Consider the following 17,733-nt stretch of genomic DNA (forward strand, 5'->3'; position numbering starts at 1 on the left):
CGCAAAACCGTTTATTCCGGCCGGCTGTAGTTGGGAGCCTCACTGGTGATGGAGATGTCGTGCGGATGACTTTCCAAAACACCTGCGTTGGTGATGCGCACAAACTTCGCATGATGCAATTCTTCAATGGTTGCCGCACCGCAATAACCCATGCCGGAACGCAAGCCACCCATCAACTGATAAATCACCTCCTGAACGGTTCCCTTGTAAGGCACACGACCGGCGATACCTTCCGGTACCAGCTTCTTGGCGTCCGTGGTGTCAGATTGGAAATAGCGGTCTTTCGATCCGTTCTTCTGTTCCATCGCCTCCAGACTGCCCATGCCGCGGTAGCTCTTAAACTTACGACCGTTGAAAATGATGGTCTCGCCAGGACTTTCCTCGGTACCTGCCACCAACGAACCCACCATCACCGAACTGCCACCAGCCGCCAAGGCCTTCACCACGTCGCCCGAATAGCGCAGACCGCCATCAGCAATCAACGGAACGTCCGTGTCTTTCAGTACGGAGAACACGTCATAAACGGCAGACAACTGTGGAACGCCCACACCGGCCACCACACGAGTAGTACAAATCGAGCCAGGCCCAATACCCACCTTCACGGCATCGGCACCATTGTCCACCAGCAACTTGGCTGCGGCAGCTGTCGCCACGTTACCCACAACGATATCGATATTGGGGAAGGCAGCCTTGGCCTCACGCAACTTTTCTATCACGCCCTTGGAATGACCATGGGCCGTATCAATAACCACGGCATCGGCACCTGCTGCCACCAATGCTTCCAAACGTTCCATGGTATCGGCCGTTACGCCCACACCGGCAGCCACACGCAGACGCCCTTTCTCGTCCTTGCAAGCCATGGGTTTGTCCTTGGCCTTGGTGATGTCCTTGTAAGTAATCAATCCCACCAATTTGTTGTTGGCGTCCACCACCGGCAACTTCTCTATTTTATGTTCCTGCAAGATTTGTGCAGCCGCAGCCAAGTCGGTTCTGGCATGCGTAGTCACCAGATTCTCATGTGTCATCACCTCGTCGATGGCCTTGTCCAACCGACGCTCAAAACGCAGGTCGCGGTTGGTCACGATGCCAACCAGATGCCCGTCCTCATCAACAACAGGAATACCTCCGATGTGATAGCTGCGCATCATTTCCAGGGCATCCCGCACGGTCTTGCCACGACGGATGGTCACCGGGTCGTAAATCATGCCGTTCTCGGCACGCTTCACGATAGCCACCTGGTGCGCCTGTTCCTCAATCGACATGTTTTTGTGTATCACGCCGATGCCTCCCTCGCGTGCGATAGCGATGGCCATGGCCGATTCGGTGACGGTATCCATGGCGGCCGACACGAAAGGAGCGTTCATCTCGATGTGACGAGAGAATTTGGTTTTCAACTGAACCTCCTTGGGCAAAACTTCAGAATAAGCGGGAACTAACAGGACGTCATCGAAGGTAAGACCGTCCATCATAATTTTATCTGCAACAAATGATGACATATTTAGGTACCTTATTTAAAAATTTATTGCGTGCAAATTTAGCAATAAAAATCCACATCTGCCGCACTTTTCCCGTTTTTCTATGTCATTTAATTGAAATTAACGCGGCGAGCGCTGCCACATCAAAAACACACAGCAACTTGTTAGGATACCAGGCTTTTATTTGTTTTTTTAATTGTATTTGCTTGCACTTACACTTAATTTCCTCTTGTCCAATTTTGGGATTTGCAAAGATTCTGGCTATAATGAATATCCATAGCCATCCCCTGCTCCACACCGCAACAGAATCACTGTAAGTAAACGCAGCGAGAAAAAACCATAAACTCGCTATTTTTATCAATCCTTCCTATCTGGAAAATAAAAAATTATATACCTTTGCATGGTATCAATAGCTACTGACAACCTTTGCATTTGCCCGCAACCAATTGATTCTGCCATAAATTACTATTTTAAACAATATAACAATGAAAAAGTTATTTTTATTATTTTTTATCTTTTGGATGAGTGCGCCATTATGGGCTGGTAAAGTAATTACCGACAGCATACACAGTAGTGTGCTGAATAGTACGATTAAATACAACGTCTATCTGCCCACAGGGTATGAGCCAGCATCACAAAAATATCCCATTGCCTACTTGCTGCATGGTCTGTATGGCACCTATAAAGACTGGGCTATGAAAGCAAACATGAGAGAGGTTGCAGATGAATTGATTAAAGCCCAGGAGGCTGTACCCATGGTTATTATCATGCCCAACGCAGGACATCCTGATGTAAGAAATCAGTGGAACGGCTACTACAACATGCCTGGATGGAACTATGAAACGTTCTTTTTTACCGAACTAATGCCTACCGTAGAGAAAAAGTATCATACGTATACCGACAAAAAGCATCGAGCCATTATGGGACTTTCGATGGGTGGAGGTGCCAGCACCGTGTACTGCCAGCATCATCCCGAGCTTTTCTCATCGTCTTTTGCCATGAGTGCCTGGTTGGACACCAAAGAACCAGAAGTTGCCCCACATGGAAAGGACAAGTTATACTATGTCTGCAAATCGGTTCGTGACCACTCTGCAATTGATTTCATGTTGAATGCAAATGAAGCAACAAAGCAACAACTGCGCACAGTACGCTGGTTCTTCGATTGTGGAGATGATGATCCCGATGTGGGAGACTCTTTTAATCTTCACCAGCTCTGCAGCAAAGCAGGCCTCAATAGCGAACTTCGCATTCGCAATGGTGTTCACAACTGGGAATATTGGCACAGCTCATTAAGACTTGCCCTTCCATTTGTATCGATTGGGTTTAGAAATTAACGGTTTAAAAGGCGGCAGCAACCGCCTGCTCAACATCTTTTAAAAAGGCAAAAAGGCACTGATTTGACGTGCCTTTTTGCTTGTTCCATCACTCCATTCTATCTCCACATCTTCACTAAATGCCTGCCGAATACGAGCATGAGAGGTTTTGTTTGTGACGCTTTAATTTCGGGCATGATAAAAACCTTATTCACATGGCTTGTTCATCATGTTTCAGGGTTCGTGGAAAAAAGCATGGAGTTTACTGCTTCAACCCATTGACTTTGGGTGCCAAAAGCATGGAGTTTAGTCCTCTATCTCAATGCCTTTCAAATCCATCATGAATCGATGAAAAAACCGACTCGCAAAAGCGTCACCGAACGTTGCAGATGCACGAAGGGAAAAAGGCATCGGCGACGAGCCGCTATCTACTAAGAAAGGGCGGCATGCTCACCATTCCTTTCATTTCAGGAATAGTGGGAATACCGCCCCTCCATCATTATTTTCCTCCTCTCTCCCATGTTGTGTACCACATTTTCGCTTTGAATGAAGGGTGACGCCACCGTCACTTTCAAACGTTGCAAAGAGGATTCAGGGAGATGGGAAGTGTGTTAGTTGGCTAAATCAGAAATGAATTTGAGGCGCACCAAGCGCAACTCCTCCTTGGTATATATGTCGCCCAACTCTTCCATAGCCAGCTTCAAACCATCCGACTCGCTATCCAAGAAGTAGTCGTAGATTTCGTCCACATGGTCCTCGTCCATCACGTCTTCCACAAAATAGTCGATATTGATTTTGGTTCCGCTGTAAACAATGGCTTCCAGCTCGTCGAGCAGCTCGTCGAAGTCAAGTCCCAAGGCATTGGCGATGTCATCGAGTGCCACCTGCAGGTCGATGCTCTGAATGATTTTGATCTTTACCATGCTATTCTTAGCCACCGTTCGTACACGCATCTCTTCGGGTCGCTCGATGTGATTCTCTTCACAATGCGCTTTGATGAGTTCGACGAATTTAGGTCCATATCGCTTGGCCTTGCCGGCTCCCACGCCCTGAATCTGTTGCAGTTCTTCCAAGGTAATGGGATAATCGGTAGCCATCTGCTCCAACGAGGCATCCTGGAAGATGACGTATTTTGGCAGGTTGAGCTTGGCCGACATTTGCTTTCTCAGATTTTTCAGCATGCTGAAGAGCGCCGGATCGAGTACGCTGGTTCCGCCCTTTGGTGCCTCAACCTCATCGTAATCGCTGAACTCGGTATCCAATGCGACCATGAACGACACAGGTTTTTTAATGAATTTCTTGCCAGCTGCCGTCACTTTGAGCACCCCATAGTTCTCTACTTCTTTTTCGATGTATCCCGCGATGAGTGCTTGTCGGATGACAGGATTCCACATCTTGGGATCTTCGTCCTCACCAGAGCCGAACTCTTCCAACTCGTCATGCTTGTGCGAGGTGATGTCATCAGTGGCTTTGCCCATGACAAAATCAACGACATAACCTTGACGGAACTCTTCTTTGAGTGCTACGATGGCCTTGAGAATGATGAGCAGGGCGTCCTTGCCCTCGCGCCGCTCTTTGGGATGCAGACAGTTGTCGCAGCTATGGCAGTTGTCTTGCCGATATTCTTCCCCGAAATAGTGTAGCAACATCTTGCGTCGGCACACGGAAGACTCGGCGTAAGCCGCCGTCTCTTGCAGCAGTTGGCGGCCGATGTCTTGTTCTGCCACGGGCTTTCCCTCCATGAACTTCTCCAACTTTTTGAGGTCTTTCCGTGCATAGAATGCCACACAGATGCCCTCACCGCCATCTCGACCTGCACGACCTGTCTCCTGATAGTATCCCTCCAGACTTTTCGGGATGTCGTAGTGGATGACAAAGCGCACGTCGGGCTTGTCGATACCCATGCCGAAAGCGATGGTGGCCACGATGACATCGATGCGCTCCATCAAAAAGTCGTCTTGCGTTTGTGATCGAGTGGCACTGTCCAGTCCGGCGTGATAAGGTGCCGCCTTGATGTTGTTGGCCTTCAACACTTCAGACAATTCTTCCACCTTTTTGCGCGACAGGCAGTAAATGATGCCGCTCTTGCCCTCATGCTGACGGATGAACATGATGATTTGGCGGTCGATATCCGAGGCTTTTTGCCGTACCTCGTAGTACAGATTGGGGCGGTTGAACGAGCTTTTAAACTCGCGTGCATCCGCAATACCCAAACTTCGCTTGATGTCTGTGCGCACCTTGTCGGTAGCTGTTGCCGTCAAAGCGATTACAGGGGCATCGCCTATCTTGTTGATGGTGGGCCGGATGTTTCGATACTCTGGTCTGAAATCGTGTCCCCACTCAGAAATACAGTGCGCCTCATCGATGGCATAAAAAGAGATTTTGACGGTCTTTAAGAACTCAATGTTCTCCTCCTTGTTCAGCGATTCGGGTGCCACGTACAACAACTTGGTACGCCCCGAGCGAACATCGTCCATGACCTGTTGGATGGCAGCCTTGTTTAAAGACGAGTTGAGGAAATGGGCTACGCCTTCTTCTTCACTGATGCCGTTGATGACATCCACCTGATTTTTCATCAAGGCGATGAGCGGAGATACCACGATGGCCGTCCCCTCCATGATGAGTGACGGCAACTGATAGCACAAGCTCTTACCTCCACCGGTGGGCATGAGCACAAATGCGCTGTTGCCAGCCAGAAGATGTTTGATGATGGCTTCCTGCTCGCCTTTGAAAGCATCAAAGCCGAAATAAAGTTTTAATTTCTCTGTAAGATTAACCTTCTCTGCCATAGTGTTTCATTAGTGCCGGTGCGTTCGGCGGGGATCAGGTCCTTCCCGCCGAACAGTCCGGCTTAGATTATCGCTTTTGTGTTACACAGTGCGGCTGTTTAAGCCGACTCCAATTTCTGTAGATGAGCCTTGTCGAGTTGCTCCTGGGTGTATTTGAGGGTCACTTTGAAGCTCTTGACACGCTTGGAGGGGATTTCGAACATGGCGTCCATCATCACCGACTCCACGATAGAGCGCAAACCACGCGCACCTAATTTATACTCAACCGCTTTGTCAACCATGTAATCGAGCGCATCTTCGTTGAACGTCAACTTGATTCCGTCCATCTCAAACAGCTTGATATATTGCTTCACAATCGAGTTTTTGGGTTCTACCAAGATCTTGCGCAACGCCTCTCTGTCCAAAGGATTCAGATAGGTGAGCACAGGCAGACGGCCAATGATCTCGGGAATCAGTCCGAACGACTTCAAATCTTGCGGCAAGATATATTGCATCAGGTCGCCCTTGTTGATGTTCCGCACGTTCTGCACCGAGTTGTAACCCACCACATGCGTGTTGAGCCGCTGCGCTATCTTGCGCTCGATGCCATCGAAAGCTCCGCCACAGATAAACAGGATGTTCTTGGTGTCTACGTGGGTATAGTCTTGGTCGGGATGCTTGCGGCCACCTTTTGGCGGCACATTCACCATGGTACCCTCGAGTAGCTTTAGAAGTCCCTGCTGCACACCCTCGCCACTCACATCGCGTGTGATGGATGGATTGTCGCTCTTGCGGGCAATCTTGTCAATCTCGTCAATAAAAACGATACCCCGTTCGGCGGCCGGCACGTCGTAATCGGCCACCTGCAACAGGCGCGACAAGATGCTTTCCACATCCTCACCCACATATCCTGCCTCGGTAAACACCGTTGCATCGACGATGGTGAAAGGCACATCGAGCAGTCGAGCAATAGTCTTGGCAAGCAACGTCTTACCCGTTCCCGTTGAGCCCACCATGATGATGTTGCTCTTCTCAATCTCCACGCCGTCATCATTTTTGGGCTGCTGCAACCGCTTGTAATGGTTGTACACTGCCACCGACAGATAACGTTTGGCGTCATCCTGGCCGATGATGTATTCATCGAGATAAGCCTTGATTTCCTGTGGTTTGGGAACCTTCTTAAGTTTGAAGGGCTGATCACTGGCGTGCTGTTCCACTTCTTCATCCAGCGCCCCGGAAGCCACGGCTATCTGGTAAGCCTGCTGAACACAATCCTCGCAGATAAATCCGTCAGCTCCCGTGATGAGCAGTCGTACTTCTTGCTCGTTTCTTCCGCAAAAACTACACTTTTTCTTAATCGTTGGCATTTTCTCCTTTTTGTTGTTTCCTAACCAGCACCGTGTCAATCATGCCATATTCCTTCGCCTGCTCAGCGTCCATCCAGTAGTTTCGGTCTGAATCTCGGTAGACTTTCTCGTACGGTGTGTGCGAGTGATTGGCGATGATGGTGAACAGTTCTTTCTTGAATTTGATGATCTCCTTGGCTTCAATCTCGATGTCAGAAGCCTGTCCCTGCACGCCTCCGAGTGGCTGATGAATCATCACTCTACTGTGCGTCAAGGCGCTACGCTTTCCTTCCTGTCCTGCTACAAGGAGTACGGCCGCCATCGAAGCCGCCATACCCGTACAGATGGTTGCCACGTCAGACGAGATGAACTGCATGGTATCGTAGATACCCAAGCCCGCCGTGACGCTTCCGCCAGGACTGTTGATGTAGATGGAGATGTCCTTACCGCTGTCTGCGCTATCGAGGTACAACAACTGTGCTTGCAAGGTGTTGGCCGTATAGTCGTCAATCTCCGTGCCTAAGAAGATAATTCGATCCATCATCAGGCGCGAGAACACATCCAACTGCGTTACATTCAGCTGACGCTCCTCCAAAATATACGGGTTAAGATATCGCGCTTGACTCTTGATGACATCATCAAGCACCATGCCATTCATCCCCAAGTGTTGGGTGGCGTATTTTCTAAAATCATTCATTTTGTTTTTATCCTTTCTCATTATAATATAAAAGAGGTTATCGACACTTTTAAAAACCTCGATTATACAAAGTTAATAAAAAAAGTCGATAACCTCTTGTTACAAGAAGTTTTTTAAGTGAAAAAACGTTATTTCTCTTCCATCATCTTCTGAAAGTCATCCAGTGAAATTTCCTTTTCATTCAATTTCACAGCGTTTTTCAAGGCCTGTGTCAGCTTCGTGTCTACTGCACGGTCAATGAAAGCATCTACGCTCTCTTGCTTTTTCAGCAAATCGTTGACATAATTGTCGATATACTCATCGGGAACATTGCTCATACCATATTGAGCGAACTGGGCACGAGCGGCAGCACGCGCCACCTCTTTGATATCTTGGTCTTCTACCTTGATATCATGTGCTTTCACCAACTGCTCTTTAATCAGATGCCAAGTGAGCTGCTTGATGCTCTCGTCATAATTCTTTTCTACAAACGCCTCATCCTTATCGGGATTGTTTTTACGCATGATGCGCTTCAACAGTTCGTCAGGATATTCCAGTTTTCCAACCTTCTTCTCGGCATAAGCACGAGTATCCTGCAAGAATTTGTAGTCGCTTTCGCCCTCGAGTTGTGCCTGCAAGCCCTCGGCTATCTTCTCACGGAATTGCTTTTCATCTTTCACAGCGTCCTTGCCGTAGATGTTATCGAACAATTCCTGATTCACCGCATGGTTTTGGAAACGATTGATCTCGGTGATTTGATAACTGAAATCGCCTTCATGGTCTTTCACCTGTTCTTTATCAATCTTCAAGAACGAAGCCAATTCTACATCGCTGGCGTAAGCCTTACGAGGATTAAAGGTGATGATGTCACCCAACTTGGCGCCATCAAACTTCTTCTTTTCCTCTTCCACCTTAATATAAGAGGGCATCAACACGGCTGCCTCAACCGTCAGACCACCTTCCTTGGTGCTGCCTTGCTCATCGAGTTCGCGCAAATCACCCTTCAGCATGTCATTGCCTTCAAACGTCTCTGCTTTGACATACTCGCCCATCCGAGCGGCAAACGAATCAACCTGCTGGTCAATCAGCTTGTCGTCAACCTGTATCTTGTAATAATCAATCTTGTTCTTGCCATTGAGCTCAATCTTGAATTCAGGCGCTACGGCGATATCAAAAACAAAGGTATAAGGAGCATCCTTCTCAAGATCCACCGCGTCGTGTTTCTCAGATGCCAGAGGTTCGCCCAGCATCGGGATATTGTTCTCTTTGATATAATCGTAGACCTTTCTGCCCACCAGTTTGTTGATGACGTCCATCTTAACGGCGGGTCCATACTGACGCTTAATCATTCCCATCGGAACCTGTCCGGGACGGAAACCTGGCATGTTGGCCTTCTTACGATAATCTTTCAATGTCTTCTCGACATCCTCTTTGTAATCGGACTCTTCGACAGTCACGGTCAACTGACCATTGATCTTGTCGGGATTCTCAAATGAAATATTCATCTTTAACGTTTTGATTTATGATTATTTTTGTTGTTTTCAAATGAATGGCAAAATTACGCATTTTTACCCTAATCTCCTAACTTCACTATGAATTATTTGATTTTTTAACGCAATTGCGGCAAAATAATCAGCTATAAATCAGACTGTTATTAACTCATGCAGATATGCACACAAACCTATTGCTTTAACCGCCTAAACCCATTGTACAAAGGGGCTAAAAGACATGCTTTAAGAATCACGAACCATCGCCATTGTGCTACTTAGCAGATATTGAAAATAAAAGGCATGCTTATATCTTCATTTATTTTCTTTTTCCTGAGGGCTGTTTTTCTTGTTTTTTTGTTGTGGAATCAGCTCTACAGCCTCTGCTGTCATGAATGGCATCACTTTATCATACGGCAATGTAAAACTTGGCATGCCATACACATAGGCAGCTATCTCGTATGGCTGATAGAGAAAAAAGAGACCATTTTGCCGCATGACAAGATGATCGGCAGGCAAGGGTATACGTTTTACAAACAGCATGTCAGAAACTTTCACGTTGAAATTCGGCGTAATCTCTTGCCCTAAATAGTCTTTAAGACCTTCGTACATCAATGCCTGCATCTTGTCAAGTTGAGCAGAATCAATGAGTTGTATCACCTTTCCGTCGGTTTTTCTAAAAGTGCGTGCACTCTGTAAGTGTCCACCATGCGCCCCGCCCATGAAGTTTTCAAATGCAATGCAATAGGTAAGAGCCTTGTCAGATTCCCATACCGCGCTGCCAACGACTTCTTGAAACATGAGCATATCTGACCTTGTGCCAAATTCGTTCACCCAACTTTCAAACCCAGCGGTGTATTCTTTCATATAATGGGACAGCAAGCCCCTACCGTCTGTGATATCACCGCGATAGGTGTGAACACGAACCTCGGCATCGTTTGTCATATCTATATTGGGACAGAAATATGAAAGTTTTTCAGATAGATACCGCCCAATACTCTCTCTCACACCCTTTGAACCGCTGACTGGGAACTGAAATGTAAGGGAGTGCGTGTAAGCAGAATCTTTTAACACACTGTCGCGCAATGTAACAAACACCAATGAGTCTTCCGTGTCTGACACGATGCTGTCACCTACCGTAGCCATTTGACTGTTTTTCTTCGCAGAGTTGTTGCAACTGGCAGCCACAAAGGCAAGCACAGCTATACACAATCCCAATAAGACACGGTTTCTTTTCACCTTGAATAAATAACAATAAAACTTCTTTGCCATCGTTTTACAAGTTTATTCCTCATTTTCGGCCTGTTTCACTTTCTTGAATAAATCGGAGGCGAAGACCAGGTCATTCAGCTTCTTGTTGTCCGAATTTGCCACATTATCTTTGTTGCCCGTCCACTCCACGTGGCCTTGATAGATGAAAGTGATATGCTCGCCAATCTCCATCACCGAGTTCATGTCGTGGGTGTTGATGATGGTGGTCATGCCAAACTCTTTGGTAATGCCCGACAGCAATTGGTCTATAATCAACGAGGTCTTTGGATCAAGCCCCGAGTTGGGTTCGTCACAGAAGAGATATTTGGGGTTCAGCACGATGGCGCGAGCGATGGCCACACGCTTTTGCATGCCGCCCGACAACTCACCGGGTGCCTTATCTTGCGCATCCAAAAGGTTGACACGCTCTAAACACTCTTGGGCACGCTTCACACGCTCTCGATAATTCTTCGTTGAAAACATATCCAAGGGGAACATCACATTTTCAAGGACAGACAAAGAATCAAACAGGGCGGAATTTTGAAACACCATCCCCATCTCCCGACGCATCATCACCTGTTCTCGCTTTCTCATCGCCACAAAGTCACGACCATCATAAAGCACCTGCCCGCTGTCGGGCGAGAGCAAACCAACGATGCTCTTCACCAACACAGTCTTGCCCGAACCGCTCTGTCCGATGATCAGATTGGTCTTCCCATCCTCAAATTGGACATTGATGTCGTGCAATACTTGTTTTTCGCCAAACGATTTATTTAAGTTTTTTACCTCTATCATAAACTCAACAACTCAGAAACTTTGAAAAACTCAACTCAGCAACGGAGTGAGGAACACGTCGGCAAACAGCACCAACACAGAACTGCTCACCACGGCGTTCGTGGAAGCCTCGCCCACCTCAACCGAGCCACCCCGCACCGAGTAACCATAGAAAGAAGAAACGCTGGCGATGATGAACGCGAAGACGATGCTCTTGATGATACTCATCCACACAAACCATACGTTGAACGAATATTGAAAACCTGCCGTCAAGTCGTCTGGCGAGAGCACGCCACTGTACGCCGTACCGTAAGCGCCAATGATACCGGCAACCGAGCTGAAGATTACCAGGAAGGGCATGATGGTAATCAATCCAGCTATCTTGGGAAGAATGAGGTAGCTGGCCGGATTCACACCCATGATATCAAGGGCATCAATCTGCTGCGTCACACGCATGGTACCCAACTCAGAAGCGATATTAGACCCCACCTTTCCAGCCAGAATCAAGCACATGAACGCGCTTGCAAACTCCAATAAGAAGATTTCACGGGTAACATAACCCGTAGTCCACCGAGGCATCCACGGACTCTGCACGTTGACTTTCATCTGGATACAGATGACAGCACCGATGAAAAACGAAATCAACAAGACGAGGGGTATCGAATCGACACCCAACTGACACATCTCTTTGACATAACGCTTGAAGAACATGCGCATGCGCTCGGGACGCCTGAACGTGCGCCCCATCAAAATCAAATACTCACCAAAGGTGGTCAGATATGTTATCAACAGCTTTATAATCATTCTTGATGCGAGTTTGGATACCTTTTGCAAAAGTAATTAAATTCATCTACATTCACCCATAAATCCTTTTGTTTTTCTCTCAAACAGCCATTAATACTCTCGAGATTCGTCATTATAGCCATCGCTGCTAATAAAATCAAAACGACAGTTTATACGCAGTCATATTCACTTATTATCCACAACTGCTTGGCTGATTCAAAATCAAAGTGAGATACGCCAAGCATGTGAAAGTGTTTTTTCAAGAAGAGTCATAATCATTGAGCGCCACGGTTGCGTCTGTTCCGCATGTCGTTCATTTCATCCACGTCCTTTAATCCAAATTTTCTTCCTATAATTTGAGTTAAAAGCTAACAAATATTTTATGCATAATCATGTATGTTCACAACGATGCTTGTCTCTGTATTCAAGAGGAGTGATACCCATTCGTTTTTTAAACATACGCGCGACATTCTTGGCATCAGAAAGACCTGTTAATAATGCAAGTTCTGCAATTGGTGTATCTGTGGACACCAGTTTATGTTTCATGTGCTCAAAACGTAAATCCAAAATATATTGATGGATAGAAGTTCCAGTTTCTGCCTTGAAAGTTTTCTCCAGCAAGCGACGTGACATAGGGACAAGTTTAAGAAGGCGCTCCACCGAGAGATTATCTGCATAAAACTGATGTATAAATGATAAAACGGTTAAAATATGCTTGTTAGACGTCATAAATATGTCAGTTGACTGTCTTTCGATTACTGCCATATAATCCACCATGATATTGTCAACTCGCTTGTAATTATGATTTAACACATGGTCGATATACTGTGCAGTATTGTAACCTGCACGACGAACATCAAGACTTATACTCGATAGCAGAGGATATGTAAGCGTACATGTAATTTCATCATTATCAACACCTAAAACAGCAATTTCTGAAGGAACTTTGATCCTAAGTATCCGACAAACTTCAAGTATCACGCTAGCTCGTGTGTCATCGCAGGCTAGAATAGCCGTGGAGGAAGGTAATTTTCTCAGCCATTCAGCCAGCGGTTCCAAGTCATAATACCACAGATATTCAAGTGACTGCTTTATATAGATAGAAGGTGAATGGTATCCAAAAGACTTAATAGTATCTGAGAAGCCTTTACAACGTTCTTGGCTCCATACCGCATTTGCATAGCCATAGAAAGCAAAATTTCTAAAGCCTTTTTTTATGAAGAACTCTGCAGCCAAATTGCCTTGGCCTATATAATCCCCCGTAATATTAGGTATGTTCTGGAATCGTTGAATAAAATCTTGTGCAAGTGCTATTATTCCATTTTCAGCAAAGACACTAACGTCATCATTGTTATTAAACTGGCCGATGATGGCATCTGCTTTCCATTGTCTTGCCCACTGAAGCACTCCTTCAATACCATGCTCAACACGGTATGAAGGAGGCATACGACATATAACCCAGGGCTCGTGAGATTGGGAATAATCAAGTATTCCCCGTAATAATTCCGTGGCGTAGGTTTCTGTGAAATCTATAAGCAATATCAGACGAATCATGTAATGGTCTTCTATTTAATTTTTATCTCACTGATTCCAGCCAGATTCCACCCGTCAGCCTGTAACTTCAGGTCTTTGGTATCAACTCCTTTGGGGAGATTGCATCTTATATTCCTATTTTCACCTGGTTGCAAAGTGATGAAGTTGTCTGTGTAATATGCAGGATACACAAGATGCCCCTTCTGATCAGTAAGGGCAAGTCGTATGAGTAATGCAACCACTTTATTAGGATTATTCACACTAATATTGATACTTTTCCCTTCGACATTGTTACTTGATTCGGCTTTGAAGTTAAGCTTCACTCTTTCAAGTTTTGCAAGAGCGGAATAGTCAGCGTACCTTTTTATTGGAGTTGTTATCCAGTCGGTAGCTTCCCAATCATAAATATCCATTTGTTCTGCAAGAACATACTCGTTAGTGGAAATGATGTTGTGTTTAGCATCGGTGAGTTTCAAGAACAGAAAAGCGTTTTCCTTTATTTCTGGTGTATTAAATATGATTTCATGCTTCTGACCAGAAATAGAAATATCAGTACTTTGTTCATCGATCAGACTTCCGTCCAAAGAATATATTTTCATGGATGCATGAACATGTGCAGGAAGTATCGACTCATTGACAGCGACGATTTTTTTTGATGCGTAGTTATAAATCAACTGTATTGGAGAGTTACCTTTTTTCACCGAATAATATGACGCATTTGGCTGCCCGTAGTAATCGTATAGTTGCCAGTACAATCCTGGACGCGCAGAATTAAGCATCCATTGCACAATGCCCGTAGAGCGTGGAGTGTTCACACGAAAAGCTTCAAACATTGCCTTTGTACTCTCATAATTGGCTAAATCTGCCTTGTGTAAGAAATCGTCTAAGGTAGTTGGCGTACCATAACGCGAGGAAATGACTTTCTGTAGATGGTTAAGAGAATTCATGGAAGTTTGAGATGCCGTACAATGATATTCCCAAGTCTCGTTAATCGGCCATAGATTTTTGCCTATCATACGTTTGAGTGACTCTTTCTGTGGAATTTGTGCTCCAATGCCAGTTTCTGTATTAAAGCCAAACGCGCCGCCTGGAGCCTCCTGTGCATACCAATATGCCGGTCCAACATAATCGTATGGTCCTTCCATTTTCATGCCTGCGGTTCCAGACAATTGGCTTTCTAATTTCTTTGCAGATGTGACTATCGAGCGAGAGGGATCAAATCTACGAAGTAGTCGCTGATAATTCTGTTCAAGTTTAGGTACAGGTATCTTGTCGCTCCCAACAAACCAGCAAATAATACTTGGATGGTGGCGCAACCAAAGCAATTGGTCATGAAAATATTGTGTCATCAAACGTATGTCATTCTCCGATGTCATACATCCATATAAATCATCACAGGGTTTTCCAAGGTATACTTCCCACTCCCAATGGCATGTCCAACCAGGAAGTACCATTATACCGAGAGAGTCACATCGATTGAATATATCTTGCGACTTTCCCCAAATATTTTCCATTCGTATTGCATTAAGATTCATGTCACATACTTTATAGAGTTGCTCTGCATTTGTCTCAGGCGTATCTCTCATAAAAATATCATCGGTCCATCCGCCTCCTCGAATAAGCACACGCTTACCATTGAGAGTAAATCCACGGTCGCCATCTGAGGTGAAATATTCTCCTACCTGACGGATGCCAAACTGGAAGGACTTAGAGTCTTGAACTTTCCCGTTGGATAAGAACGTGAGGTCCATTTTATATAGTTCCGGCGTTCCTAAACCCCGGCACCACCATAACCTTGGATTTTTTATATGTAGTTGCTTTACCTGGTCAGGCGTAAGAGTCAACAGCCGTTGTTCACCAGCATGTAGAGATATAGGATATGTAAACTCAACTTCTCCGAACGATGCATGTATTTCACCATGAACCTCGTGATCGGACAAATTGGTTATTTTAGTAGAAAATGTCAACCAAGCTTCGTCAAGCGTGGCCATGTTCACCTCACTGAACACTGCAGGACTTGTCAACATCACATCGCCACAGGTAACAATACTCACTGGCCGTATGATTCCCATACTTTCATCGGCTGGTCTTGGATTCCAGTCCACATATCCTGCATTGGGCTCGCCAGGCATGGCCCTATATACTTGAATCTGGAGAGCGTTCTTCTCTTTCGCAACAGAAGTAATATCAAGTAAATAGCGACGATATGTGCCATACACAACTGAGGTGTCTGCTATTAGGACCCCATTGAGTTTAATGTTTGCACGGTAACTGATTCCATCAAGCTTTAAGAAGACATGCCCCTTCCGATCATTTTCCGTGAGACTGAATGTATTGGAGTACGTCCAGGGCTTGTCAAACCGTGTGCGGTCTATCTGCTTATAGGCGGTTCCTTCAAGTATACCGTCGTATTCGCCATTGTCTGTCAAGACACCCATAATGGTTGATGGCACAGTAGCTTTGTATCGACCCTGCAAGATCCATCCATTTTTTAACTCAAGTATGCGAGCTGGCAAAGTCGTTACTCCAAGATAGAAAAGCAGGGAGAATAATGCAATGTGTCGCTGTATATGTACTAATGTCCCTTTCATTGTCTATTGGTTTTATAGGTTGTTCTATTGCGTTTGAATTTTAAATAAGACTGCCAGCTCCTAACAGTGCCGCATCTTGTAATCTGGTGGGCCTGATTTGTAGAAGCTTTGTCGATTTCGGATATGGGAACGACTTAATCACTTCATTCATGGATTGCTCGAACAGAGAGAACGCTTGTGAAATGCCTCCGCCAAAATAAATCGCATCTGGATCGTAAGCAAACATCACCATCTTGACCATGTTTCCCATGTGGCAGCCAAACTCACGCCACTTTTCAATAGACTCGGCATCACCATTCGTTGCCAAACTGTAGAGCTGTAGAGCTGTTTTATGGCAGAAGCGAGAAAAGAACATACTGCCACAATAATGTTCTACATCGCTATCCAGATAAGGAAGTGAGCCTATCTCACCAGCGGCCCCATTTGCTCCTCTATACAATTTTCCATTTATGACTACGCCACAACCAAGTCCTGTTCCCAGAGTAATCCCAACCATGTGCTTAAACTTGTTGTCTTGTTCATGAAGTGAAACGCCTAATGCAAAACAGTTAGAATCATTTTCGACTGCTATTGGTACATTGTAGCGCTTGTGCAGAATCTCCTTCAGTCTCACCTCTTTCCATGAAGGAATGTTTGCCGTGTTGTAAACAATGCCACTATCGCTATCGACAACTGATGGTATTCCCACTCCTATCGACTCTATATTTTCATCAAAGAGTTTATCGATAATACCACATAGCGCATCTACTACATCTTGTAAAGAGCCATCTGCGGGACATTGCTCCTGCTCTTTTTTCAAGATACCGTGCTTGTTTATGAGGGCAGCACGTAGATTTGTGCCGCCCACATCTAATCCTATTTTCATTTATTCAAAGATATCAAGTTATCATTTGGCACAGAGCATCCAGAAAGTAGCATCATTCCATACTTCTGCATCTGGGGCATCATAGCATAACACCAATTCTTTGTCTGTAAGCTTGAGTATTTCAAACGTGGTGATTTTTTTATCAGGCTCATAAAAAGCATGCCCCGAAAGCATTGTGACACCAGTAAGGGTGAGTTGGCCTATTGACCATTGCTTTCCATTGTTAGGATTTACCTTTGTGGCTGTCATGTCAAATGAGAAGTGTCCTTTCTCAAGAACCTTGCCATTGACATCTACCTTGGTAACATTGGCTCCGCCATTTAAGTCGAACACAAGAGAACAATCTCTGTCTTCCAGCTCACTGAGTGGCTTCACATCCCATGAAGGATTATCCTGCGTGAGCCAGCCACCAGTGCCATAGACCGCCTCGTCCGTATTATCAAAATTCCACGTCCAAGTTTTACCTTTTGCTCCATTTCCCGCAAACAAAATCCATTCTTTTTGGATGGGATGATCTATCTGATTGATGTGAACAGACCGCTCAGTTTCTACCTGTCCACCATCGCACATACCTATGAATTTCACCTTAACATCACCAATGTATGGCATGATTATGGTGTCACATTGGCGTGTAGACACGCCTAAGCCTGTATCCCAATAGGCAGCCGTGCGTGGCGTGTTGTTTCTTAGGATTATGGCGTTACTTCCTTCTTTGACATTGGTTACTTCAATGTCAAGCTGTTCTGGTGACAATATCGCCCCCATTGGTTGGTCATCAATCAACGGATCGCATGCTGCTAACGAAATGGCAACCGTTAATGTAGCAAATATACAAAATCTTTTCATGATAAATACTGTTTTGGTGAAGTGA

The 17,733-nt window shown here is 45.5% G+C and carries 13 protein-coding genes; 1 reads left to right on the forward strand and 12 read right to left on the reverse strand.

What is annotated here, in order from left to right; translation table 11 throughout:
• Positions 1 to 11: 11 nt before the first annotated feature.
• Complete coding sequence (guaB, locus tag NQ518_RS08885; protein WP_227206636.1) at positions 12 to 1,496, reverse strand: IMP dehydrogenase; 1,485 nt, start codon at positions 1,494 to 1,496, stop codon at positions 12 to 14.
• A 464-nt stretch (positions 1,497 to 1,960) separates the two neighbouring features.
• Between guaB and NQ518_RS08890 the strand changes: the two genes are divergently transcribed.
• Positions 1,961 to 2,809, forward strand: a complete 849-nt coding sequence (locus NQ518_RS08890) for an alpha/beta hydrolase (RefSeq protein ID WP_227206634.1) — start codon at positions 1,961 to 1,963, stop codon at positions 2,807 to 2,809.
• A gap of 590 nt (positions 2,810 to 3,399) precedes the next feature.
• Here the strand turns inward: NQ518_RS08890 and recQ are convergent.
• The 11 genes from recQ to NQ518_RS08945 form a co-directional block, all read right to left on the reverse strand.
• The gene (recQ, locus tag NQ518_RS08895; RefSeq protein ID WP_227206632.1) at positions 3,400 to 5,577 is read right to left on the reverse strand and encodes a DNA helicase RecQ; all 2,178 of its coding nucleotides are present in this window, start codon (positions 5,575 to 5,577) and stop codon (positions 3,400 to 3,402) included.
• Positions 5,578 to 5,675: 98 nt separating this feature from the next.
• A complete protein-coding gene (gene clpX / locus NQ518_RS08900; RefSeq protein ID WP_227206630.1) occupies positions 5,676 to 6,923 on the reverse strand; it encodes an ATP-dependent Clp protease ATP-binding subunit ClpX in 1,248 nt (415 codons plus the stop codon).
• A complete protein-coding gene (gene clpP, locus NQ518_RS08905) occupies positions 6,910 to 7,599 on the reverse strand; it encodes an ATP-dependent Clp endopeptidase proteolytic subunit ClpP (protein WP_227206628.1) in 690 nt (229 codons plus the stop codon). The genes clpX and clpP overlap by 14 nt, the downstream gene beginning before the upstream one ends.
• 128 nt (positions 7,600 to 7,727) lie before the next feature.
• Positions 7,728 to 9,083: a trigger factor gene (tig, locus tag NQ518_RS08910; RefSeq protein ID WP_227206626.1), complete on the reverse strand. Its 1,356-nt coding sequence runs from the start codon at positions 9,081 to 9,083 to the stop codon at positions 7,728 to 7,730.
• A 297-nt stretch (positions 9,084 to 9,380) separates the two neighbouring features.
• Positions 9,381 to 10,337 (reverse strand): RsiV family protein, encoded by a 957-nt coding sequence (locus NQ518_RS08915; RefSeq protein WP_227206624.1) that lies wholly within the window; start codon positions 10,335 to 10,337, stop codon positions 9,381 to 9,383.
• A 12-nt stretch (positions 10,338 to 10,349) separates the two neighbouring features.
• Positions 10,350 to 11,111 carry an ABC transporter ATP-binding protein gene (locus NQ518_RS08920; RefSeq protein ID WP_227206622.1) on the reverse strand — a complete coding sequence of 254 codons (762 nt, stop codon included), beginning with the start codon at positions 11,109 to 11,111 and terminating at the stop codon, positions 10,350 to 10,352.
• A 30-nt stretch (positions 11,112 to 11,141) separates the two neighbouring features.
• Positions 11,142 to 11,894 carry an MlaE family ABC transporter permease gene (locus NQ518_RS08925; RefSeq protein ID WP_004349072.1) on the reverse strand — a complete coding sequence of 251 codons (753 nt, stop codon included), beginning with the start codon at positions 11,892 to 11,894 and terminating at the stop codon, positions 11,142 to 11,144.
• 369 nt (positions 11,895 to 12,263) lie between these two features.
• Positions 12,264 to 13,427 carry an AraC family transcriptional regulator gene (locus NQ518_RS08930; protein ID WP_227206620.1) on the reverse strand — a complete coding sequence of 388 codons (1,164 nt, stop codon included), beginning with the start codon at positions 13,425 to 13,427 and terminating at the stop codon, positions 12,264 to 12,266.
• Between the two features lie 11 nt (positions 13,428 to 13,438).
• Positions 13,439 to 15,997, reverse strand: coding sequence for a glycoside hydrolase family 2 protein (locus tag NQ518_RS08935; protein ID WP_227962245.1), 2,559 nt, complete (start codon positions 15,995 to 15,997; stop codon positions 13,439 to 13,441).
• Positions 15,998 to 16,037: 40 nt separating this feature from the next.
• Positions 16,038 to 16,862, reverse strand: a complete 825-nt coding sequence (locus tag NQ518_RS08940; RefSeq protein ID WP_004349067.1) for an ROK family protein — start codon at positions 16,860 to 16,862, stop codon at positions 16,038 to 16,040.
• A gap of 21 nt (positions 16,863 to 16,883) precedes the next feature.
• Positions 16,884 to 17,708: a hypothetical protein gene (locus NQ518_RS08945; protein ID WP_227206616.1), complete on the reverse strand. Its 825-nt coding sequence runs from the start codon at positions 17,706 to 17,708 to the stop codon at positions 16,884 to 16,886.
• Positions 17,709 to 17,733 lie beyond the last annotated feature (25 nt).

Origin of the sequence: Hoylesella buccalis ATCC 35310, assembly GCF_025151385.1 — a bacterium.
Classification (GTDB): domain Bacteria; phylum Bacteroidota; class Bacteroidia; order Bacteroidales; family Bacteroidaceae; genus Prevotella; species Prevotella buccalis.